Raw genomic sequence first — 20,990 nt, 5'->3', positions numbered from 1 at the left:
CAAATGTTTATCTCTTTTTAGAGATAGTAAGACCCAGTCCTGATGCTATTGCAGCAAATCCGTAGAACAAGAACATTGGAGGTATACCAGCTTGTGGAAGTGCAAGTGGAACACTTTCCTCTTCCACTATAGGCTTGGCAACTGTAACTCTTTTAAAATCTTCTGCAAAGAGATGATCCACTTCTGCTGTAGCTACGTTGTCGAAATCCACCATTTCTTCAGAGATTTCCATTGTTACCGTCAATAATACTTCATCTCCAGGTCCAAGTACTTTTTCAATCGTGTATTCATAGCCGGCCTTTTCGTCTTTAACAAGTATATTATCCAAGTTGGTTTCACCGGTATTCTTGACAGTCAACGTGAATTCAACAATATCTCCCGGAACGAAATCCGCTTTTTTATCACTTGTTATTTCCTTATTGATATCAAGTCCAGGAGTTTTACTGTCACCATCACCATCATCCTTGACAACTACGGTTTCATCATCACGAACGGTAGATGCGCGGTCATCTATAGCCGTTACAGTGTTTTTAATTGTTCCAACCTCTGTAGCTTCATATTCGACTGTAAAGGTGACACTGTCGTCTCCACTGGATGGAAGCTTGCCTATTGTCTTACTGAAATCCAACATTGGGTCTTTTACTTCAATATCGGTCAAAGTCTGGTTTCCAATATTTTCTAATGTAATGTTATATGTGATGATGTCTCCGACTTCATATTCTTCAGCATCTGCTTCCTTGGTTATCTTCATCTTGTATGTTTTGTTGTCCGGCGGATCATCATATACATCCACTATAGCCGAATCTGTAACAGTACCCATAGGTTCATATGCTTCAATATGCTCGTAATATTCAGCAACTGCATTATTTGTATATTCTCCTGTTGAGCTGTATGATGTGTAGAATGCCCTTTCTGTTGTTGTCCCCGAATCCAGGAAGAAATATTCTTCAGTTTCCCCTTCAGTTAAATCATACCCATCGCTATCCCAGAACCTAATGTAAAGCTCCTGATTGCCTGTATTGTTGAGTACTACTTCATACTTGACTTCTACATTCTTTTCTACTCTTACCTCCTCAACTCCATTTACTGTCTTGGATATTTCAAGATCATATACAGGTACATTAACTATGTCAACAGATGCTGTATCTGATTCCGTTACCGGAACCTGGTCTCCATCATAGTATATAGCAGTAGCTGTATTGACTTCCGTACCGATTGCTCCATATGAAGTCATGTATTCAAATGTCTTTATTCCTCCTGGTGTCAGGTCGAATGACTGTGTATCATTTATATCATGATTATCACTGTCCGAATAGTCTATCATTAGTGTAATGTTTCCAATATTTGTAATTGTTACTTCATAAGTCACCTCTTCACCTGGATATACTGTAACATGCTCCACTCCATCTACAGTCTTGACTATATCAAGGTCAGCATTCTGTGGTAATAATACGGTTTCTTGATCTTCATCAGGTTCGGACTCATTGGAATCAGCTGTGGCTGTATTGTCAACCTTTCCCGCCTCTATGTCTGCCTGGGTTATGGTATAGGTTCCTGTAAAAGTACTGGTATCCACTTCTCCAACATTGAGAGTTATAGGTCCTCCTGTAACTGTTACCTTTGGATCAGTTACCGTCACATTGTGTAAAGTGATATTGCCTAATCCTATGTTGCTGACTTCGAAGCTGTAGCTTATTGTCTCTCCTGGATCAGCATATCCGTCTCCGTCTTCATCGTTGAACGTTCCAGTCTTAACCAGGTCAATCATTGCATTCTGGGACAATCCCACAGTCTCCTCGTCGCTGTAAGGTTCGGACTCGTCGGAATCGGCAGTGGCTGTATTGTCAACCTTGCCGGCATCTATGTCATCCTGGGTTATGGTGTAAGTTCCCGTAAATGTATCTGTGTCCACATCTCCAACATTAAGTGTTATAGGTTCGCCTGTCACTGTTACCAGTGGATCAGTTACTGTCACATTGGTAAGGGTGATATTTCCAATGTTTTCAACCTCAAAGCTGTAGCTAATGGTTTCGCCAGGATCAGCCAATCCGTCTCCGTCCTCGTCGTTAAATGTTCCCGTCTTAACTAAGTTCAACATAGGATTCTGAACTGCATATACCGTTTCACTGTCTTGGTCCGGATCAGTCTCGTTGGAATCTGCAGTTGCCGTATTGTCCACTTGGCCTTCATCTACATCATCCTGGTCTACTGTGTATGTTCCCGTATATGTCCAAGTCTCACCCACATCGAGGATTCCATTTCCATCGTCTCCTGATGAGTAAGCCTCATTTTCAAGAAGATCATCTTCTAGCATTATTCCCGTCAGAGACATGTTTCCTGTGTTTGTCACAGTCATTGTATAGTGGATTACGTCGTCCGGTTCGTCATAGTTGGCTTCGGCTGCCGTCTTCACTATGCTGAGTGCAGGATTCTGAACTGCATATACCATTTCACTGTCTTCGACAGGATCTGTTTCGTTGGAATCGGCAGTTGCAGTGTTGTCAACCTGGCCTTCATCTATATCATCCTGGTCAACTGTGTATGTTCCCGTGTATGTCCAAGTCTCACCCACATCGAGGATTCCATTTCCATCGTCTCCTGATGAGTAAGCCTCGTCTTCGAGTAGATCATCTTCAACCATTAATCCCGTCAGCGATATGTTTCCTGTGTTTGTCACAGTCATTGTATAGTGGATTACATCGCCTGGTTCGTCATAGTTGGCTTCGGCTGCCGTCTTCACTATGCTAAGTCCAGCACTAGTAGCTGCATATACCGTTTCACTGTCTTCGACAGGATCCGTTTCATTGGAATCGGCAGTTGCAGTGTTGTCAACCTGACCTGCATCTACATCACCCTGGTCCACTGTGTATGTTCCTGTGTATGTCCAAGTCTCACCCACATCGAGGATTCCATTTCCGTCGTCTCCTGATGAGTAAGCCTCGTCTTCAAGAAGATCATCTTCTACCATTACTCCCGTCAACGGTATGTTTCCTGTGTTTGTAACAGTCATTGTATAGTGGATTACGTCGTCCGGTTCGTCATAGTTGGCTTCGGCTGCTGTCTTCACTATGCTGAGTGCAGGATTCTGAACTGCATATACCGTTTCACTGTCTTCGACAGGATCCGTTTCGTTGGAATCGGCAGTTGCAGTGTTGTCCACCTGGCCTTCATCTATATCATCCTGGTCAACTGTGTATGTTCCTGTATATGTCCAAGTCTCACCCACATCGAGGATTCCATTTCCGTCGTCTCCTGTTGAGTAAGCCTCGTCTTCGAGAAGATCATCTTCTACCATTACTCCCGTCAGCGGTATGTTTCCTGTGTTTGTAACAGTCATAGTATAGTGGATTATGTCTCCCGGTTCGTCGTAGTTGGCTTCGGCTGCTGTCTTAACTATGCTGAGTGAAGGAGATAAAAAGTCTTGTACTTTTAGAAGCGGCACTGTCTCATTACCTGTATTAATTACATCCCCATCTTGCGTCTGTGCAGAATCAAGTCCTGTCTGAACATTACCAGATGCTTTATCCGGGATTCTATCCTTTAGGACAACCCATATCTCAACAATGACTAGATCTCCGTCATCAAGACCCGATACTTTAATCGTCGCATCAATTTTCTCAGTTTTAGTGCCTGCGTCAGAAATTTCCCAATCAAGATCCGAAACCGTTGCATCTCCATCAGGATCCACAAAATGAGATTCTGATGTATCCACAAAGGCGGCAATAACGCCATAAGATGGATCATATCCGAAATCATCACCGCTTGTCGTCTTAGTGTTGAAATATGGATTCACATGGATTACACCGTCTTCAGGTCCCGTATCGCCTGAAACTGATATTTCCAGTTCAAATGGTACAATTTGTCCAAGTACCAGATCCTTAGGCGCAAGAGATTCTACAGCATCTTTATTGCTTGCTGAATCCGGTTCCCAGAAAATAGCATCCTCAAGGGGATCGGATTGCCGTCCAAGCAAAGGATAATCATAATGCAAATAATCAGGCGGAACCTTTTCATAAGTAGGTGAATAAGGTCCCTTATCCTCAGCCGGGTCAGCTGCGGTCCAATCCAATGTATACGCGCCTCCTGCTGCATAAGTAGGAGAAATATAACCCATCAGCAATAAAATAATAATTAACAATGAAATGATTTTTTTCATTTTAATATTATGTTTACTCATCGTAAACCTCCTTTTGATTTATTTGTCCCCATCCGCCTAAATAGCATCAAATAAAACAAAAAACCGCCTGAATACAATGTATCCGGCAGTTAAACATTCATAGTGCTGCACACCTTAGAACTTAACTTTGTGCACCTGTCTTTTAACAGGATTACCCTTATCAGATAATATAAATTTACTCCCATGAATTTATACTACATATTGATGAAACAACTTATGATGAAAAGTCCAGCAGAGTTACAACACCTAACTTTTCTTCATACTACTCCTCCCTTGTTACAATATTTAAATCAAGTTAATCCGTCTAAACAATTGTGGACAAAAAAAACCGTGATTTCTCACAGCAGTCGAACGGTCATAGTATTCTTTTATAATGTAAAAACTGCCATGAAAAATAATCATAGCAGTTGAACGGTCCTAGTAATCAATACCTTAGACTCCAAACTTTGCGTCCCTGCTTTTCAGCAGGTTTGCCCTTAAAATATCTTCTTGTTATTATTATACCCCTAATCATCGTTCATTAAAAGCAAATTCGCAATATTAGCAAAGTTTTTTTAATATCAAAACAAGCCTTCTAACAAAAAAAACATCACCAATGTATCAACCTCAAAAGCGAGTGTTAAGTCGCGAAATAAAGTTGACTCCAGTGTATATATAATAATTTTTATCTATCCTGCATATCATTCAGGAAAATTAACTGTTATTTGTTAAAAAATTCTAAATTTTCTGAATAAATCATTTTTTTTTGCGTATATATGTAGTGTAGTCAACAAATATTCAAGGTGATTTAAGGATTATTTGGACTATTTAATTTAATAAGAGTTGAATGACTTTTCAACGATAAAGGTAAACCTGTCGAAAGGCAGGGACACAAAGCCAAAGGGCCTAACCACGAAAGTGAATGGCAGCCGAGCTACCGAAAGGAAAGATTTTTTATGTTTAAAAAAACTCTATCGTTCATTATTATAATAGCAATGCTATTCTCAACTGTCGCCTTGGCAACAGAAACAGCTACAAAAACAAGTGCTGAATACCAACACACTTCCGAAAAGAACGAAATCATCGTACTTGATGAAAATCTGTCAAAAGGATCCATTGGATTCAGCCTTGCAAACTTCAGTGAAACTTCAACACTCAAACTAATGATAAAGAAAGACGGAAAGCAATATCTCTACGACCTAACTCCAGACGGCCAAGCCTGTTACTTCCCTCTTCAAATGGACAGCGGAGAATACACAATAGGCATACTTGAAAAAGTCGATGGAAAAAGCTACAAATATCTCAAGAAGATGACGATTGAGGCTGAAATCGAAAACGAACTTGATGTCTATCTGAATCCCATGCAGTACAACGACTGGACAAACAATGAAGAGTTTACAACACTGATAGACACAATTACAGAAAATGCTACAAGCGATGAAGAAATTACAGACAGCATATACAATTACATGATAGAAAATTTTTCATACGACTATGACAAGGCTGCAACTGTACAATCAGGATATATTCCAAGCATTTCACTCCTTGCCAACGAGAAGAACGGCATATGCTACGACTACTCTGCAATATTCTCAGCAGCCCTGAGATACAAGGGAGTACCTTGCAAGCTGGTAAAGGGATATTCAACTTACGTTGGTTCATACCACGCATGGAACCAGGTATGTCTCGATGGTCAGTGGATGACGGTTGATGTAACCGTAGATGCTTACTACAACAACTACAACATGTCTTACAACTTTGCCAAGGAAACGGAAAAATATACTGAAAAATATGTATACTGATCAACAGATGACCCTATTTGAAAACAAGCAATGCCCGGCGAATGCCGGGCATTTTTTTGTGCTATTTTTTGACTAAATCCACATTTTTATGGTTTTCATTCTTTACATAGGCAGCTAAATAATCCACAACCAGTCCGTAGCTTCTAGTCCCTTCCAATTGTCCCGTTGATTTAAGAAATCTGTCATTATTCTTTTCCCCTATTTCCGAAGCTATTCCCCTGTAGTTTTCCCAGTAATCATAATTATCCTTCAAAACAGCCTCAAGATTTTCCGAGTACATATCCCTGATTTCAAAGTAAAGCTCTTTGTCTTCCCTGTATATGGCATTTGTCACATAGACAAGTCCAGACAAATAACCGGAATATTCGAAATAATAATCTCCACTTTCCACACAGCTTATAAATGCAAGGCAGTTGGCTTCCTTTTCCCCTGCATATCCCCGTTGATGCGCTATCTCATGGCTTGCGACAAATGGAATCTTGTACTTGGGTATGTTGACATTCAGATTCGATTCAGCCGTGAAAGGATTGTATATTCCTGTGTAGTTAAGCTGACTCATTATTTCTGAAAAATACATTGCCTTGGGCTTGCTGTATATGCCTACAGCCAGATAGTCGGAAACCGCAGCTATCCTGTTGAAATAACTCCTGCTGTTTTTTCTGATGTCATCCAGGTTTCCCTTGTATACGGGAAGATTATTTTCATCAAATTCAAGATGGCTCTCAAGATACTTGATGTTGTCCAATAAATAGACCGCTGTTTCTTCAAGCTGTTCAATTGAAACTTCTTCTATTTCATAATCGAAATTTGACTCGAGAGGCATTCTGTAATTGTTCAATCCCCAAAGCATCCAGAACATCATGTATACCATTGAGGCTGTCATCAGCAATTTGCTCGTTTCGTCAACTAGCTTCTCTTTTGACGGATTGCTCAGGAAGGCTCCCACCTTCAATACAATGAATATCAAGGCAACAAGTATGATAACTTCGCCGCTTGAAACATCAATAAATCCGAATACCCCGCTTAAAAACAGGGATACCTTCGGGTATATCATTCTGGAATAATATGTTTCGACAAGGGCTGTGTTCTGCCCTGCAAGGAGATTGACAGTATATGTTATAATTAATATGAAAATCGATAGTGAGATTCTTTTTGTAACCTTGTTCATTAAGACTCCTTTAAGATTTATCTGTTACTATTATATAATTATTATCACAGATTGCCAAACTAAAATTCGATGGACATCGAGTCCTTCGAATTATCCAAAACGTCGTGTAAATAAATTAATATTTGGTTAAATAAAAGGTCCAAATATTGAATTTCAAAGCAAAACCTGTTATAGTATATTAACGAAAAATGGAGATGATAAAATGTTATGTTCAGAATGCAATAAAAACGTAGCGGTAATATATATAAATAAGATGGTTGATGGAAAAATGAAGACAGAAGGCCTCTGCATACCATGTGCGAAAAAGAGAGGGCTTGCTCCCATGGACCAGATTCTTCAGCAAAGCGGCATGAATCCTGAAGATTTTGAAAATATCAACGAACAGCTTCAGGAAGTCATGGGCGACATGGACATGAGTCAGCTAAATGAAATGGTTCAGGGCATCGAAGATGGAGACCCGGAAAACGCGGATAATCCCTTCTCAAATCTGTTGAACAATGCTTTTTCAGGACTCAAAAACAACAGTTCAAACGAGTTCGACACTGAAGATGACGAGAAATCAAAGGAAGAGGATAAGTCCGCCTCTGATGAAGGTCCAATAGGCAATATAAAGACAAGGCTGAAGAAAAACAAGAAGAAAAAAAAGTATCTTGACATCTATGGAATAAACCTGACGAACATGGCTAAAAACAAGGAAATCGACAGAATCATAGGCAGGGAACGAGAAATCGACAGGGTTGTCCAGATACTTAACAGAAGAGCAAAGAATAATCCAGTTCTCATAGGAGAGCCTGGTGTCGGCAAGACTGCCATAGCCGAAGGTCTTGCAGTTAGAATAATTGAAAAGCAGGTTCCTGTAAAACTCTTTAACACAGAGATATACCTCCTTGACCTGACTGCCGTTGTTGCAGGTACACAGTTCAGAGGTCAGTTCGAGTCAAGAATGAAGGCCATCATTGAAGAAGCAAAGAAAAACGGAAATGTAATACTGGTAATAGACGAACTTCACAATATCGTTGGTGCCGGAGAGGCAGAAGGCGGGGCAATGAATGCAGCCAACATCCTTAAGCCGGCCCTTGCAAGAGGTGAGGTCCAGATTATTGGAGCGACAACCCTTGATGAATACAGGAAGCATATCGAAAAGGATACTGCCCTGGAAAGGAGATTCCAGCCAGTAATGGTTGAGGAGCCTTCAATAGAAGAAAGCATTGAAATCCTTAAAGGAATCAAGGACTACTATGAAACATACCACAAGGTGAAGATAAGTGACGAAATAATTGAATCTGCCGTAAGAATGTCAGAGCGTTACATTACTGACAGGTTCCTGCCCGACAAGGCCATTGATGTAATAGACGAGGCAGGCTCAAGAGCCAACCTTAAAAACGAAGGCCTTGTAGAGCTTGAATCGCTGAGGTCTGAACTTGTAAAGATAAGATTGGACAAGGAGCTTGCAGCCGAAGAAGATGATTATGAAAAGGCAGCCGACTGCAAGATGCATGAAATCAGACTTGAGGCTAAAATATCCGAAATCGAAAAGGAATGCGCCGATGTCCAGCTGACTGCAGAAGATATAGCCTATGTAATAGAAGCATGGACAAAGATACCTGTTCACAGGATTTCCGAAGGAGAAGCTGAAAAGCTTCTAAACCTGGAAAAAAGGCTTCACAGAAGAGTAATAGGTCAGGACAAGGCTGTAACCAGTGTTGCCAAGGCAATTAGAAGAAGCAGATCAGGCTTCAAGAAGAAGAGAAAGCCTGCATCATTCATATTCGTAGGGCCGACCGGAGTTGGAAAAACAGAACTTGCAAGAACCATAGCCTATGAGCTGTTCGAAAACGAAGAAGCCATGATAAGACTTGACATGTCTGAATACATGGAAAAGCATACTGTTTCAAAACTCATTGGAGCTCCTCCCGGATATGTAGGATTTGACCAGGCTGGTTTCCTCACTGAAAAAATAAGAAGAAAACCATATTCCGTCATACTTTTAGACGAAATAGAGAAGGCTCATCCTGACATCTTCAATATTCTACTGCAAATACTTGAAGATGGAATCCTTACAGACTCAAAGGGTAGAACTGTGAACTTTGAAAACACTGTATTGATAATGACTTCAAATGCAGGCACAAGCATAAAGGGAAACAAGATCGGCTTTGGCAACAAGGAACATGAAGCATTGGAAACAAAGGTCAACGACGCCCTAAAAAACACCTTCAGGCCCGAATTTCTCAACAGGGTCGACGAGATAATAGTATTTACAGAGCTTAACCACGAAGAGCTACGAAAGATTATCGACCTTATGGTAAATGAAGTCGCAGATGAGGCGAAAAGCAAAAAAATTAAACTTAATGTATCCGATGAAGTCAAGGAGTTTATCCTTAAGGAAGGATACAACAGCAAATACGGAGCACGTCCTTTGAGAAGAACAATTCAGAGGCTCATAGAGGATGAAATCTCAGAAGCCTACTTGAAGGGTCATATAAAAGAAGGAATGGAAATCAGCTTCATCATGAAAGATGAAAAGGTAAAACTGATTTATAATGCACAGGAGTAGTGGATGTTAAAAGCAACAAAGTATAGTACTAGACTAAAAAACAACTATCGAATATTGGCAGAAAGCTTTCTGGAACAGGACAATGTAGAGAAGGCACTGAAATTCTATGAAAAGTCAAGAGCATACATGGGAGAAAGTCAAGACATTGACCTTCTCCTCGATATCGGCTTCATCTATTATGAAAACGACAATCTTGAAGCATCTAAAAGCACCTTTCTTGATGCCATAGCAATCGACAGCAATGAGCCCAGGGGTTATTTCGGGCTTGGAATAGTATATGAAGAACTTGAAGAACACGAAGAAGCCGAAGAGTCATATCTGAAAGCACTTGAACTTGACGAAGAGTATCAGCAGGCATACTTCTTCATCGCAGGGCTCTATCAGAAAATGGGCGATTTCGAAAAAAGCGAAAAGAACTATTTGAAATCACTTGAACTCAACTCTGAGGACTATTGGGCCATTACAAATCTTGGTTCCCTATATGAAGAGTTCAATTTGAACAAGAAGGCGGAGAAGTATTTCACACAGGCCTATGAATTGAACGAGAACAATCCAACTTCAGCTTTCAACCTTGGAGTTGTAAACGGCAAGATGGGAAAAATTGAAGAAGCAAAGAAATACTACAAGGCATCAATAGAATTGGACCAATACAACCCCTATGCCTACCTTAACCTGTCCTTGCTTTACAAGATAAAGGGAGACCACAAAACTTCCCTTCATTGGCTTAGCGAAGGACTAAAATTCAAACCTGACAGCGGTTTTCTCCACTATCACAGATGCTGCATCAACCTGCTGCTTGGAAACAAGGAAGATGCAGTAAAGGATGCTAGAAAAGCCTGTCTCTTTGATGATTATTTCATAGACTATATCAAAGAAGATCCCGATTTGGAATCAATTAAAGAATCCGTATTAGACTGACGGATTCTTTTTTATTGTTTTCTTTGCCAACTTTAAATAAATGCTCATTTATGTTATAATGATAGTATTACAAATAAATCATTAGGAGGATTTTATGGATTCGAGCACTATTAAAATTATTGTATTATCAATTTATCTTCTCGGAATGATTCTAATCGGTTTTTTCTATTACAAAAAAACCAGCGACTTCTCGGATTATGTTCTGGGAGGTAGAAAACTGGGAAGCTGGACAGCCGCACTTTCCGCCCAGGCTTCAGACATGAGCGGCTGGCTGCTCATAGGACTGCCCGGGACTGCATACCTTTCCGGAATCGATGCATCTTGGATAGCAATCGGTCTTGCCATAGGTACCTATATCAACTGGAAGATTGTTGCCAAAAGGCTTAGAAGCTACACTGAGATAGCAGGCGATTCACTGACATTGTCTGATTATTTCGAAAACAGATTCAGAGACGATACCCATATATTGAGAGTCGTTTCAGCACTGGTGATAATTGTTTTCTTTGCAGTGTATACCTCTGCCCAGTTTGCAGCAGGAGCCAAGCTGTTTGAAACATTAATGGGAATAGAATACAGAACAGCCCTGATACTGGGTGCTGCAGTTATCATCATCTATACCTTCCTCGGCGGATTCATGGCTGTTTCATTTACCGATTTTATCCAGGGAATGCTCATGTTCTTCGCACTGGCTATCGTCCCATTTGTAATGGTTGTCGAAATAGGCGGTTTTGGAGCAACCTTTGACAAAATGGCCGCCGTTGACCCCCATTATCTGGATATGTTCAGGGCCGTCGGAGGCGGAGGTACCATTTCATTCATTGCAATCGTTTCAAACATGGCATGGGGCCTTGGATATTTTGGACAGCCGCACATCCTTGCCAGATTCATGGCAATTCACAGCAAGGAGGCCATCAAGAAAGCACGCATCATAGCCATGGTATGGGTAATAATATCACTCTGTGCTGCCGTTCTTGTCGGAGTCTTCGGAAGGGTGTATTTCTCTGAAATGCTCAGTGATCCTGAAAAAATATTCATGTTTTCTGTCGACAGTCTCTTCATTCCTGTCATTGCAGGTGTACTTCTTGCGGCAATACTTGCTGCAAGCATGAGTACTGCTGATTCACAGCTGCTTGTTACAGCATCTTCAATTTCGGAAGATATTTTCAAGAAATATATCCAGAAAAATGCATCGGACGCTGAAATGATATGGATCGGAAGAATTGCAGTTGTCGGTATAGCCTTGATTGCAATGTTCCTGGCTTTTGACCCCAACAGTTCGGTATTCGGTCTCGTTTCATATGCATGGGCAGGTCTCGGTGCATCATTCGGTCCCTTGATCATAGTATCCCTTTTCTGGAACAGAGCCAATAAATGGGGTGCCATTGCCGGTATGATAACGGGAGCCTTGACTGTAATTATCTGGAAACAACTGGCAAACATATCTTCAGCAGCCATATTCAGCCTTTATGAAATCGTACCCGCATTCTTGCTGTCTCTTTTGGCCATATATGTTGTATCAACAGCTACAAAAGAGCCTTCAAGTGAAATCATTGATGAATTCAACAAGGCAGCCCAATAATAAATATGTAATGAAATGAATTAATGCAAAAAATCATGACAAAGGATATTTTCACAATTTCCTTGTCATGATTTTATTTTTAAAACAAAAAGAACTGTTCCTTTTGTTTTTTGTTATGCCATGTATTTTTTCCCTGCTTCTATCTGTCTCTCAACATCACTTACTGCAGTTCCACCGTAGGATACCCTTCTGTCTACACATGCTCTTGCTGAAAGTTCAGGTATCATATTTGCTGTAAGCTTTTCACTTATTTCAGGATAATTCTCTTCCTTGATATCTTCAAGACCCATATTGTTGTTTTCACAGTATTTTACCATATTTCCAACTATTTCATGGGCTTCCCTGAAAGGTACGTTCTGCTTTACCATATGCTCGGCTATGTCTGTAGCTGCAAGGAATCCCTTGCCCAGGTGCTTTGATATCTCTTCAGTCTTGAATTCGGTGTTTTCAAGCATCTTTGCAAATACCTTTACACATATCCTCAATGTATCCAATGAATCAAACAATGCTGCCTTGTCTTCCTGGAAGTCCTTGTTGTATGCCAAAGGTGTTCCCTTCATCACAGTAAGCATGGTCATGAGATTTCCATAAACCCTTCCCGTCTTTCCTCTGATAAGCTCGGCTATGTCAGGGTTTTTCTTCTGGGGCATGATGCTGCTTCCTGTACAGTAGGCATCGTCTATGTCTATATATCCGAATTCCTGTGAGTTCCAAATTATGAATTCCTCAGAGAATCTACTGAGATGCATTATGCATATTGCGGCATCACTCAGGAACTCAAGTACAAAATCCTTGTCCGATACCGAATCCATTGCATTTTCTGTAATATTTGAAAATCCAAGCAATTCCGTAGTCCTGTGTCTGTTTATGTTTACAGTTGTTCCAGCCAGGGCTCCCGCTCCAAGAGGATTATAGTCTATTCTCTTGAGACAGTCCTCTATCCTCTCAAGGTCCCTTTTGAACATCTGAAAGTACGCCATAAGGTGGAATCCTATTGTGACAGGCTGTGCATGTTGAAGATGAGTGAAGCCTATCATTATCTCAGACTTGTATTCTTCGGCCTTCTTGAGTATCACATTCAGAAGGGTCCTTATTTCCTCATATATTTCACCAAGCTCCTTCTTCATGAAAAGTCTTGTATCAAGTGCAACCTGGTCATTTCTACTTCTTCCCGTATGAAGTTTCTTTCCTACATCGCCGATTTCCTTGATAAGGTAGGTCTCAACAGTCATGTGGATGTCCTCAAGTCTTGTAGAAAATTCTATTTCATCATTTTCTATCATCTTCCTGATTTTTTCAAGACCTTCCCTTATTGCCGCCGCTTCTTCTTCAGTAACTATTCCCTGTTCTCCAAGCATGGTGACATGTGCTATACTGCCTTTGATGTCCACATCGTAATATCTTCTGTCGAGATCGATTGATGCATTTAGCTCCTCCATCAATTTGTCCATGCTTTTTTCAAATCTACCGCTCCATAAATTAGCCATCTAAACATTGCATGCCGAAATCAATTGATTCCAGCACATTCTCCTTTCTTAATATGTTATCAATTCCAATATTGTTTCATTAAATTCTTAATTATAACCGGTGATAATTTCTTTACTTGTATACATCCCTGTGGGTGATTACTGTCCTGTAGTTCTCGGATCCTATCCTGTCTCCCAGAAGATTTGCTATAGTTACAGACCTGTGCTTGCCACCTGTACACCCTATTCCTATTACCAGCTGAGACTTGCCTTCCTTTTGGTAGTGGGGTATAAGGAACTTCATCATATCCTCAAGCTTGTCCAGGAAAACCCTGCTCTGCTCAAAATCCATTACATAGTCCTGAACTTCCTTGTCATTACCGTTGAGAGGCTGCAGTTCCTCAATATAGTGGGGATTCGGGAGGAATCTCACATCAAATATAAGGTCGCAGTCCACAGGTATTCCCTTCTTGAAACCAAAGGAAATTATGGATATGGTGATGTTTTTCTGTATATTTCCCCTGAGGAATATTTCATTAAGTTCTTCCTTAAGCATTGCATTGGTGAAGCTTGAAGTATCCAATATGTAGTCGGACTTGTCCTTCACTTCCCTCAGCATTGCCCTTTCAGTAGTAATTCCCTCTATTATTCTCCCTGTAGGGTTGACAGGATGAGGCCTTCTGTGTTCCTTGAATCTTTTCACAAGAATTTCATCCGCAGCATCAAGGAATACTATTTCATAGTCTATACCTTCATTCTGAAGAGTCTCAAGACTTTCAAACAAGTCCTTGAAAAACACGCCGCCCCTGATATCCACTACAACAGCCACCTTTTCTATGGACTTTGACGATTCCCTGCACAACTTCGCAAACTCAGGAAGAAGAGATGGAGGCAGATTGTCCATACAGTAGTAATTCATATCCTCAAATGCCTTGGCAGCAAGACTTCTTCCTGCCCCGGACATACCCGTTATTATTACAAATCTCATATTATACCTCCAGATTGATTATTCTGTCACTTCCAAGACCCGCTTTTTCTATTCTATCATAAGAATCGGAAAACTCCCCTATTGCTTCATAAACATGTGCATCCGATCCTATATAAAAATCAACCTTGTATTTTGATGCCGTCCTAATTTCTTCAATATTCAAATGTCTATGGGAATTGTTTATTTCGAGTGCCGTATTTGTTCTTTCGGCTGCTTCCGCCAGTCTTTCGATATCTACGGGGACCTTGTCTCCAGGATGGGTTATTATGTCTATGTCATATTTCTCCATCGCCTTTATCAGCCCATCGGTGTTTATCCCTGCCATATATTTCCTCAAGGGGCTAATGAATCTTCCGAGGAAATTCAACTTGAAAAACCTTATGCTTCCCCACAGACCCTTGAATATCACACCAAAGTGTATGCCCAACAATATGATGTCGCAGTTATCCACAACAACCTGGGTAATGTCCGTATCCCCGTCATATGAGATAAGATTTGCCTCTATGCCGAGTTTTATGTCTATTTCAGGATATTTATCTTTCAATATGTCTATCTCTTTTCTTGCCTTGATGATATTCTTGTCGCTTGTTCCATAGAGAAAGTGCCTTATTCCATGGTCGGAAACCGCTATCTCCCTAAGTCCCTTGTCAACAGCGGTTATAACTATTTTTTCCAGTTCACTTTTACAATGACCGTTTTTTGAATACTTTGAATGAATGTGATAATCACTGTACAGTTTCATAGACTTTTAAAGTCCTCCTAGAATTCTTCTCCAATTATCCTTACCTCAGGTTCAAGCATGATTCCAAACCTGTTGAATACTGTTTCTCTTACAACTCTCATGAGAGAAAGTACATCTGAAGATTTTGCATTGTCTTCATTTACTATGAATCCGCAGTGCTTGTCGGAAATCATGGCGCCTCTGTGTCTCATTCCCTTAAGACCCGCATCCTGGATAAGTTTTGCCGCATATCCGTCTTTTGGTCTTTTGAAGGTGCTTCCGGCGCTTGGCTTTTCTATAGGCTGTTTGGCAAGCCTTTTTTCAGTCAAATCATTAATTGTACTGTTTATCTCTTCACGGTTCCCCGGCTCCAGCTCAAGCTCTGCTTCAAGAACTATCAGGTTTTCCTTGAAAACCCTGCTGTTCCTGTAGGAAAAGTGCATTTCCTCATTTGTAAACCAGTATACGTTTCCGTCGTAATCCATGCATTTGACTTTCTTTACAACATCCACCATTTCTCCGCCGTAGGCTCCAGCATTCATTGCTATGGCTCCACCAACATATCCGGGGATGCCACTGGCGAATTCCATACCTTTAAGGGCATTGTCCGCTGCAAACCTTGAAGTTCTTGAAAGAAGCGTTCCAGCTCCAAGTTTAATTTTGTTGTCTTCCAGTCTTATGCCGTTGAAATTGTTTCCTATCTTTATTACAGCCCCCTTGTATCCATCGTCCGAAAAGAGGAGGTTCGTTCCGTTTCCTATTATATAAAATGGTATGTTTCCATTGATTATTTCAAGCGTGTTCCTAAGGGATTCTTCGTCTTCAGGTTCGATGAACAAATCCACGCTGCCACCAATTCTAAAGTATGTCTGATCCTTGATCTTGAAATTTTTGACAATTGTTCCTTTTACCTTATTCTTCAATTGGTTGTATATTTGTATCATTTAATTCTCCTTGTTTTAATTCATAACTATTCTACCAGAAATGCCTGCATTAATCTATTAAAACAACTTATATTTAACATTTTTCTTTCATATTATTCATTTTAGCAAAAAGAAGACTCCCATAGAAATTCTACAGGAGTCGATTGATGCTTTATTGATTTTTGTTAAACAGTTACTTCAATGCCATTTAAATATTCCGCCTGTACCTCAGTGAGTTCAGGCTTCTTATATTCCTCGAGTCTCTGTGCCACAGCTTCTTTTGCCATCTGGAAGACATCCTTCTTTTCATTCATCTCCCAATTTTCATAAGGCACTTTTGAAAAGAGCTTTGCCTGAATGAACGAGTTTCTAAAATTGGCAAAGGTGTGGTCGCTTGTTATGTATGTCCCTTCAGACCCTATCTGCTTAATTAGGTCAAAGGCTATGGTTTCATCGGTTATCTCAAACCCTGAAACATACCTCTTTGCCATCCTGATGTTTTCCTCGTCAATTATTATCTTTTCAAAGCAAAGTGAATTGAAGGATTCAAGTATCCCACACGACTGAAGAACATAGTCTATTCCAGCTATGGATGCGCTCAGTATGCTGTAGGTTGACTCTATTCCGGCCTGCATGTCTACAGTGTTTGAATCCGTCAAGGAGCCTCCGGACCTGCACGGCATTCCATAGTGGGCACTTAGAGCCCTGTATCCATAGGTGAAGAGGCCTGTTTCTGGAGATCCTATTGCAGGAGTTACCATTCTCATGTCACATGACGGAGTTGTTCCTCCATAAATCACAGGAAGACCTGGTCTCAACAACTGGGTATACACTATTCCAGCCAGCACTTCGGCATTATTGGTTACAAGAGTTCCAGCCATTGTTACGGGACTTGTCGCTCCCGGCAACGAACAGCTTGCTATGAGCACGGGCTGGTTTTCCCTGGCATAGACATTCATTCCCTCTATCATCGATTCGTCGAAGCATAGAGGAGACACCGGACTTATTACTCCCAGTACAACATGCTTGTCTGTATCATCGTAAAAACCCTTTATGGTCCTTACACAGTTTTCTGAATCTTCGGTTCCCGTAGTGAAACCCATAAGAGGCTTGGTAGTCAATTCGAGGCATTTCTTCAGCCTGAAACCGTCCCTCTCCTCAAAATCCATATCTTGCGGTTCCGTCATGTTGGCATTGATCACCGGGATAACATCCGATGTCTGGAAAATCTTCAAAAGATTAATATAATCCTCGCCGGTTGTACTCCTTCTCTCGTTGTTTCTCTGAACATAGACTGGTCCTGAGGCAGGGGCATAAATCGTTTTCCCTCCACCTACCAAGACATCATCCTTCTCTGTTCTTCCTGACAATATAAATTCAGACGGTACTGTCTTCAAAGCTTTCCACAGGGTGTCTTCGTCTATGAAAACTTTTTTACCTTCCACCTTGACATTGTTCTGTCTGAAGAGTTCCAGTGCATCTGACGTATTAAATTCAACACCAACTTCAGTCAGCACTCTGACAGTTGCCTTATGCAGCTTCTCTATTTCCTGTTCTGTAAAAAAGTTATCTCTAATTTTCATTTTTCTACCTTTCCTTTATGATACTGATTCTTCCATTTTTTCCATGTATTCTATATTATCTTTAATCTCTTTCTTTGAATTCCTTGTCATGTATCTGATGAATCCAAACATCATTACAACTTCAATAACCAGTATTGGGAATCCTGCAATTGTCTTGACAACCTTGATACCTTCGAGTCCTCCGTTCAGGACGAATATGATTGAAGTAAGACCCATCAACAGTCCCCAGAACAATTTGATTCCAAGAGGCGCCTCATTCACGTCATGGTTGTCCTTCATTGACATGATGGATACGGTAGACGTCATTGAGTCTGCAAGAGTGATGAATGAAAGCATTATTGTAATAATCATCAACGGTCTTATCAAACCTGTCAATGGCACATAAGCAAACACTTCATACATCAAGCTTTCAAGGCCGTTGGCATCCATAAATCCAAGAAGGTCTACTCCCTGCACTATTTGAAGATCCAGTGCGAATCCACCGAACATTCCAAACCATATCATTCCAAATAATGATGGCGCTATGAGGTTTACTATAATGAATTCTCTTATGGTTCTTCCGTAACAAAGCTTTATCAGGAAAAGTCCGACAATAGGTCCAAATGACAGCCAGTCAACAAACCAATACATGTCCCACCACTGTGGCCAAAGGTCCGTACCGAATGCATCTGTAAATGTCATTCCTTCTATGAAATTCGCTACATATGATCCAAGTGACTGGGTGGTAATGTTAAGCATTCTAGCCGTAGGTCCAAATATTGTGACAAAAACAAGCAATCCTATGAATATCCAGGCGTTCTTGTCGCTCAACCACTTGATACCCCTGTCAAGGCCGGTCGCACTCGAAATCGTGTAAGCTGTAATTATTACCAATGCTATTCCTATCCATACGGGAGGTCCCGGAACTACCCCAAATACAAATTCCAGTCCGCTTCCTACCTGAAGCAGTCCATATCCCAGTGATCCTGCAACACCACCTGTTATTGCAAGCAAGGTTATACCGTCAACTATATTTACTGTCATAGGGTTCAAATCCTTGCCGTTGTTCAGCAGACAGAGTCCTGAACTTACAGCGTATGGCTTGCCAAGGTTGTAATATGCATATCCTATTGCAACTCCCGCTATTACATATATTGAATACGGAGTAAGTGTCCAGTGAAGGAATGAAGTTCTCATGGCCCAGATCATTGCTTCCGAACTTCCAGGTTCAAGTCCCATCCCTCCAGCAGGTCTCATGGAATGAAGCAGGGGTTCAACGGCTCCCCAGAAAACAATACCTGTTCCTATTCCTGCACAAAGTGATATAGCCCACCAGTTCCATGTTGAAAACTGGGGTTTCGCTTCAGGTCCACCGAATCTGATCTTACCAACCGGGTGAATGCAAAGAACCAGCAGACATATGACAAACGCAAGACATCCAAGGTCTACCGCCCATCCGACATTTACCATAAGCCACTCGAAAACCCCCCAAAGAATGCTGACAAAGGCATCTGCATTCATAAAGCCAAGCACTATCAATACACCAAATACTAAAACGGGAAACGCGGTAGGTATAAACCTGATTCTTTTAATCAAACTTTCTTTATTCATATTAAACTCCCTCATCAAAAATTAGCTGTGCACTTTAATCTCGGGTCGTTCAAATTTATTTTTTGACATCTGTATTCATCTCTTTAATTCCTCTATATTCTATACTGTAAAACCTCAGACTTGCAAGAAAATTGTTCATATGTCTACGCATATTTAATTTTATATAATTGAATAAAGATGTCAAATCTTCTGTCGACTTATACGTGACCGTAATAGTCTCTGTGTGCAATTACGGAATATGCATAGTCAAGTAGTGTTCCCCAGCTGAATACAGGCATGTCAACAGCTCTCTGTACCGCTCTAGCGAAAGGCTGCATTCCTGTACATTCAAGCATTATCGCCTTTATGTCGGGATGCTTCGCTACGAATTCCTTGGCAATCCTAACCATATCCTCTTCTGACTGGTCATAATAGCTTTCAGGAATTTCAGGTCTCTTCTCGTGATCCCATAAAGTGTCAAACTGAGGGCATCCATACTCGTCCTGTGCTCCGGCTATATGGAATTTGCTGTTCAAATCGATTCCAACATTTTGAAGGTGTACATCAGTCAAGAACCTTTTTTGAGCACAAATGATTCCAACAGCATTGTCCGGACCTATTAAATGCTGAATAAATGGAACCTGCAGCAGGCTTGACATGAATACGGGAATATCAACATTTCCAGCAACATCCTTCTGGAAATATGCGAAATATCCACATTCTGCCGCTATAGCCTTGCATCCCATGTTTTCAAGTCTTTTTGCAGCATCAATTATCGGCTGTCTGCATGGAGTCTTGTCCTGTTCCCATACTAGGGTGTAGTTGTCCACTCCTTTTGCGATATCATACTGTACAGGATATCCGAATCCGCTTGCGTTTCTCACGTCTCCGGGAAATCCAGGATATGCATCGTCGAGGACCATTATTCCTATTCCCATTCCGTAGCAGGTATGCTGTTTTCTGGTTTTAATGTAATTGATTCCAAAGTCTCTGTTCATTTCTTCCTCCATATTATTGCATTATATATTTTTTCCTACCGGTTTACACCAGTACATTATACTTTTCTTCCCACTTGGCAAGCTCAGCCAGCACTTCACTGTCAAGCTCAGGAACTTCATGGTTTTCAAGTATGGCATCTATCTTGTTTATTACATTTGTCATGATTTCCGACTCGTCGGGATTTTCCATCTTTCTGCCGAAGAGTTCAGGATACCATATCTCCTTGAAGTTTGAGAATGTATGGGTGTGCTGCAGATAGTGTCCTCCGAACCCTACGTCCTGTATTACATCAAGTGCCAGGGTCTCCTCGTTGACTTCAACTCCCTTGCAGTAATTCTTCATCTGGTTTATTATTTCGTTTGCAAGCACTGCCATTGCAGGCGATACGCTGTTGCAGTGGTCCATTACTCCTATGTCGTGGACTATGTTGGCCTTGCTTAATGATGTTGAGAATAATTCCATTGTCACTTCTGCCATTGCCTGAGGATCTACAGTCTTTGCATCGCTGCATGAAGCCGTTCCGAAGAATGGCAGTCCGTAGTAGTCGGCCATTTCAGATGCTGC

At 40.9% G+C, this 20,990-nt stretch carries 14 protein-coding genes and 3 riboswitches; of the genes, 4 read left to right on the top strand and 10 right to left on the bottom strand.

The genetic code is table 11. The features are described 5' to 3' along the window. Window positions 1-7 precede the first annotated feature (7 nt). Complete coding sequence (locus tag BUB05_RS08190; RefSeq protein WP_073049117.1) at window positions 8-4,177, bottom strand: DUF7507 domain-containing protein; 4,170 nt, start codon at window positions 4,175-4,177, stop codon at window positions 8-10. 81 nt (window positions 4,178-4,258) lie between these two features. Continuing rightward, a riboswitch (cyclic di-GMP riboswitch) is annotated at window positions 4,259-4,343 on the bottom strand. Window positions 4,344-4,576: 233 nt separating this feature from the next. Next, window positions 4,577-4,662: riboswitch (cyclic di-GMP riboswitch) on the bottom strand. A gap of 350 nt (window positions 4,663-5,012) precedes the next feature. After that, window positions 5,013-5,098, top strand: a riboswitch (cyclic di-GMP riboswitch). Between the two features lie 14 nt (window positions 5,099-5,112). On the opposite strand from BUB05_RS08190, the gene BUB05_RS08185 reads away from it, so the two are divergent. Then, the gene (locus BUB05_RS08185; RefSeq protein WP_094762794.1) at window positions 5,113-5,958 is read left to right on the top strand and encodes a transglutaminase-like domain-containing protein; all 846 of its coding nucleotides are present in this window, start codon (window positions 5,113-5,115) and stop codon (window positions 5,956-5,958) included. A 61-nt stretch (window positions 5,959-6,019) separates the two neighbouring features. Here BUB05_RS08185 and BUB05_RS08180 read toward each other — a convergent pair whose 3' ends face one another. Next, window positions 6,020-7,126, bottom strand: a complete 1,107-nt coding sequence (locus tag BUB05_RS08180) for a DUF3810 domain-containing protein (protein WP_073049116.1) — start codon at window positions 7,124-7,126, stop codon at window positions 6,020-6,022. A gap of 202 nt (window positions 7,127-7,328) precedes the next feature. Between BUB05_RS08180 and BUB05_RS08175 the strand changes: the two genes are divergently transcribed. The 3 genes from BUB05_RS08175 to putP all read left to right on the top strand — a co-directional run bounded on the left by BUB05_RS08175 (window position 7,329) and on the right by putP (window position 12,177). Next, window positions 7,329-9,680 (top strand): ATP-dependent Clp protease ATP-binding subunit, encoded by a 2,352-nt coding sequence (locus BUB05_RS08175; RefSeq protein WP_073049115.1) that lies wholly within the window; start codon window positions 7,329-7,331, stop codon window positions 9,678-9,680. 3 nt (window positions 9,681-9,683) lie between these two features. Further along, window positions 9,684-10,598 carry a tetratricopeptide repeat protein gene (locus tag BUB05_RS08170; protein WP_073049114.1) on the top strand — a complete coding sequence of 305 codons (915 nt, stop codon included), beginning with the start codon at window positions 9,684-9,686 and terminating at the stop codon, window positions 10,596-10,598. Between the two features lie 94 nt (window positions 10,599-10,692). Continuing rightward, entirely contained in the window at window positions 10,693-12,177 is a 1,485-nt protein-coding gene (gene putP / locus BUB05_RS08165; protein ID WP_073049113.1) for a sodium/proline symporter PutP, read from the top strand. 113 nt (window positions 12,178-12,290) lie between these two features. Here putP and argH read toward each other — a convergent pair whose 3' ends face one another. The 8 genes from argH to BUB05_RS08125 all read right to left on the bottom strand — a co-directional run. Beyond that, on the bottom strand, window positions 12,291-13,664 hold the full coding sequence (gene argH / locus BUB05_RS08160) for an argininosuccinate lyase (RefSeq protein ID WP_073049112.1): 1,374 nt from the start codon (window positions 13,662-13,664) through the stop codon (window positions 12,291-12,293). A gap of 112 nt (window positions 13,665-13,776) precedes the next feature. Beyond that, entirely contained in the window at window positions 13,777-14,631 is an 855-nt protein-coding gene (gene rapZ / locus BUB05_RS08155; RefSeq protein ID WP_073049111.1) for an RNase adapter RapZ, read from the bottom strand. Between the two features lies 1 nt (window position 14,632). Further along, the gene (locus BUB05_RS08150; RefSeq protein ID WP_073049110.1) at window positions 14,633-15,373 is read right to left on the bottom strand and encodes a PHP domain-containing protein; all 741 of its coding nucleotides are present in this window, start codon (window positions 15,371-15,373) and stop codon (window positions 14,633-14,635) included. 17 nt (window positions 15,374-15,390) lie between these two features. After that, complete coding sequence (gene murB, locus BUB05_RS08145; RefSeq protein WP_073049109.1) at window positions 15,391-16,296, bottom strand: UDP-N-acetylmuramate dehydrogenase; 906 nt, start codon at window positions 16,294-16,296, stop codon at window positions 15,391-15,393. A 164-nt stretch (window positions 16,297-16,460) separates the two neighbouring features. Continuing rightward, the gene (locus BUB05_RS08140) at window positions 16,461-17,858 is read right to left on the bottom strand and encodes a trimethylamine methyltransferase family protein (protein ID WP_073049108.1); all 1,398 of its coding nucleotides are present in this window, start codon (window positions 17,856-17,858) and stop codon (window positions 16,461-16,463) included. 15 nt (window positions 17,859-17,873) lie between these two features. Then, complete coding sequence (locus BUB05_RS08135; protein WP_073049107.1) at window positions 17,874-19,448, bottom strand: BCCT family transporter; 1,575 nt, start codon at window positions 19,446-19,448, stop codon at window positions 17,874-17,876. A gap of 197 nt (window positions 19,449-19,645) precedes the next feature. Next, on the bottom strand, window positions 19,646-20,425 hold the full coding sequence (locus BUB05_RS08130) for an aspartate/glutamate racemase family protein (RefSeq protein WP_073049106.1): 780 nt from the start codon (window positions 20,423-20,425) through the stop codon (window positions 19,646-19,648). A gap of 43 nt (window positions 20,426-20,468) precedes the next feature. Beyond that, a partial coding sequence (locus BUB05_RS08125; protein ID WP_175548532.1) for a trimethylamine methyltransferase family protein occupies window positions 20,469-20,990 on the bottom strand: 522 nt, incomplete at its 5' end.

This window comes from Dethiosulfatibacter aminovorans DSM 17477, from assembly GCF_900142005.1.
Taxonomy (GTDB): Bacteria; Bacillota; Clostridia; order Tissierellales; family Dethiosulfatibacteraceae; genus Dethiosulfatibacter; species Dethiosulfatibacter aminovorans.
Note: the sequence above shows the minus strand (reverse complement) of the source record. Positions and strands in the feature narration are given on the sequence as shown.

Coding starts and splice junctions, on each gene's coding strand:
- BUB05_RS08190 (WP_073049117.1), bottom strand. CDS start 4,177: ATGAGTAAACATAATATTAAAATGAAAAAAATCATTTCATTGTTAATT.
- BUB05_RS08185 (WP_094762794.1), top strand. CDS start 5,113: ATGTTTAAAAAAACTCTATCGTTCATTATTATAATAGCAATGCTATTC.
- BUB05_RS08180 (WP_073049116.1), bottom strand. CDS start 7,126: ATGAACAAGGTTACAAAAAGAATCTCACTATCGATTTTCATATTAATT.
- BUB05_RS08175 (WP_073049115.1), top strand. CDS start 7,329: ATGTTATGTTCAGAATGCAATAAAAACGTAGCGGTAATATATATAAAT.
- BUB05_RS08170 (WP_073049114.1), top strand. CDS start 9,684: ATGTTAAAAGCAACAAAGTATAGTACTAGACTAAAAAACAACTATCGA.
- putP (WP_073049113.1), top strand. CDS start 10,693: ATGGATTCGAGCACTATTAAAATTATTGTATTATCAATTTATCTTCTC.
- argH (WP_073049112.1), bottom strand. CDS start 13,664: ATGGCTAATTTATGGAGCGGTAGATTTGAAAAAAGCATGGACAAATTG.
- rapZ (WP_073049111.1), bottom strand. CDS start 14,631: ATGAGATTTGTAATAATAACGGGTATGTCCGGGGCAGGAAGAAGTCTT.
- BUB05_RS08150 (WP_073049110.1), bottom strand. CDS start 15,373: ATGAAACTGTACAGTGATTATCACATTCATTCAAAGTATTCAAAAAAC.
- murB (WP_073049109.1), bottom strand. CDS start 16,296: ATGATACAAATATACAACCAATTGAAGAATAAGGTAAAAGGAACAATT.
- BUB05_RS08140 (WP_073049108.1), bottom strand. CDS start 17,858: ATGAAAATTAGAGATAACTTTTTTACAGAACAGGAAATAGAGAAGCTG.
- BUB05_RS08135 (WP_073049107.1), bottom strand. CDS start 19,448: ATGAATAAAGAAAGTTTGATTAAAAGAATCAGGTTTATACCTACCGCG.
- BUB05_RS08130 (WP_073049106.1), bottom strand. CDS start 20,425: ATGAACAGAGACTTTGGAATCAATTACATTAAAACCAGAAAACAGCAT.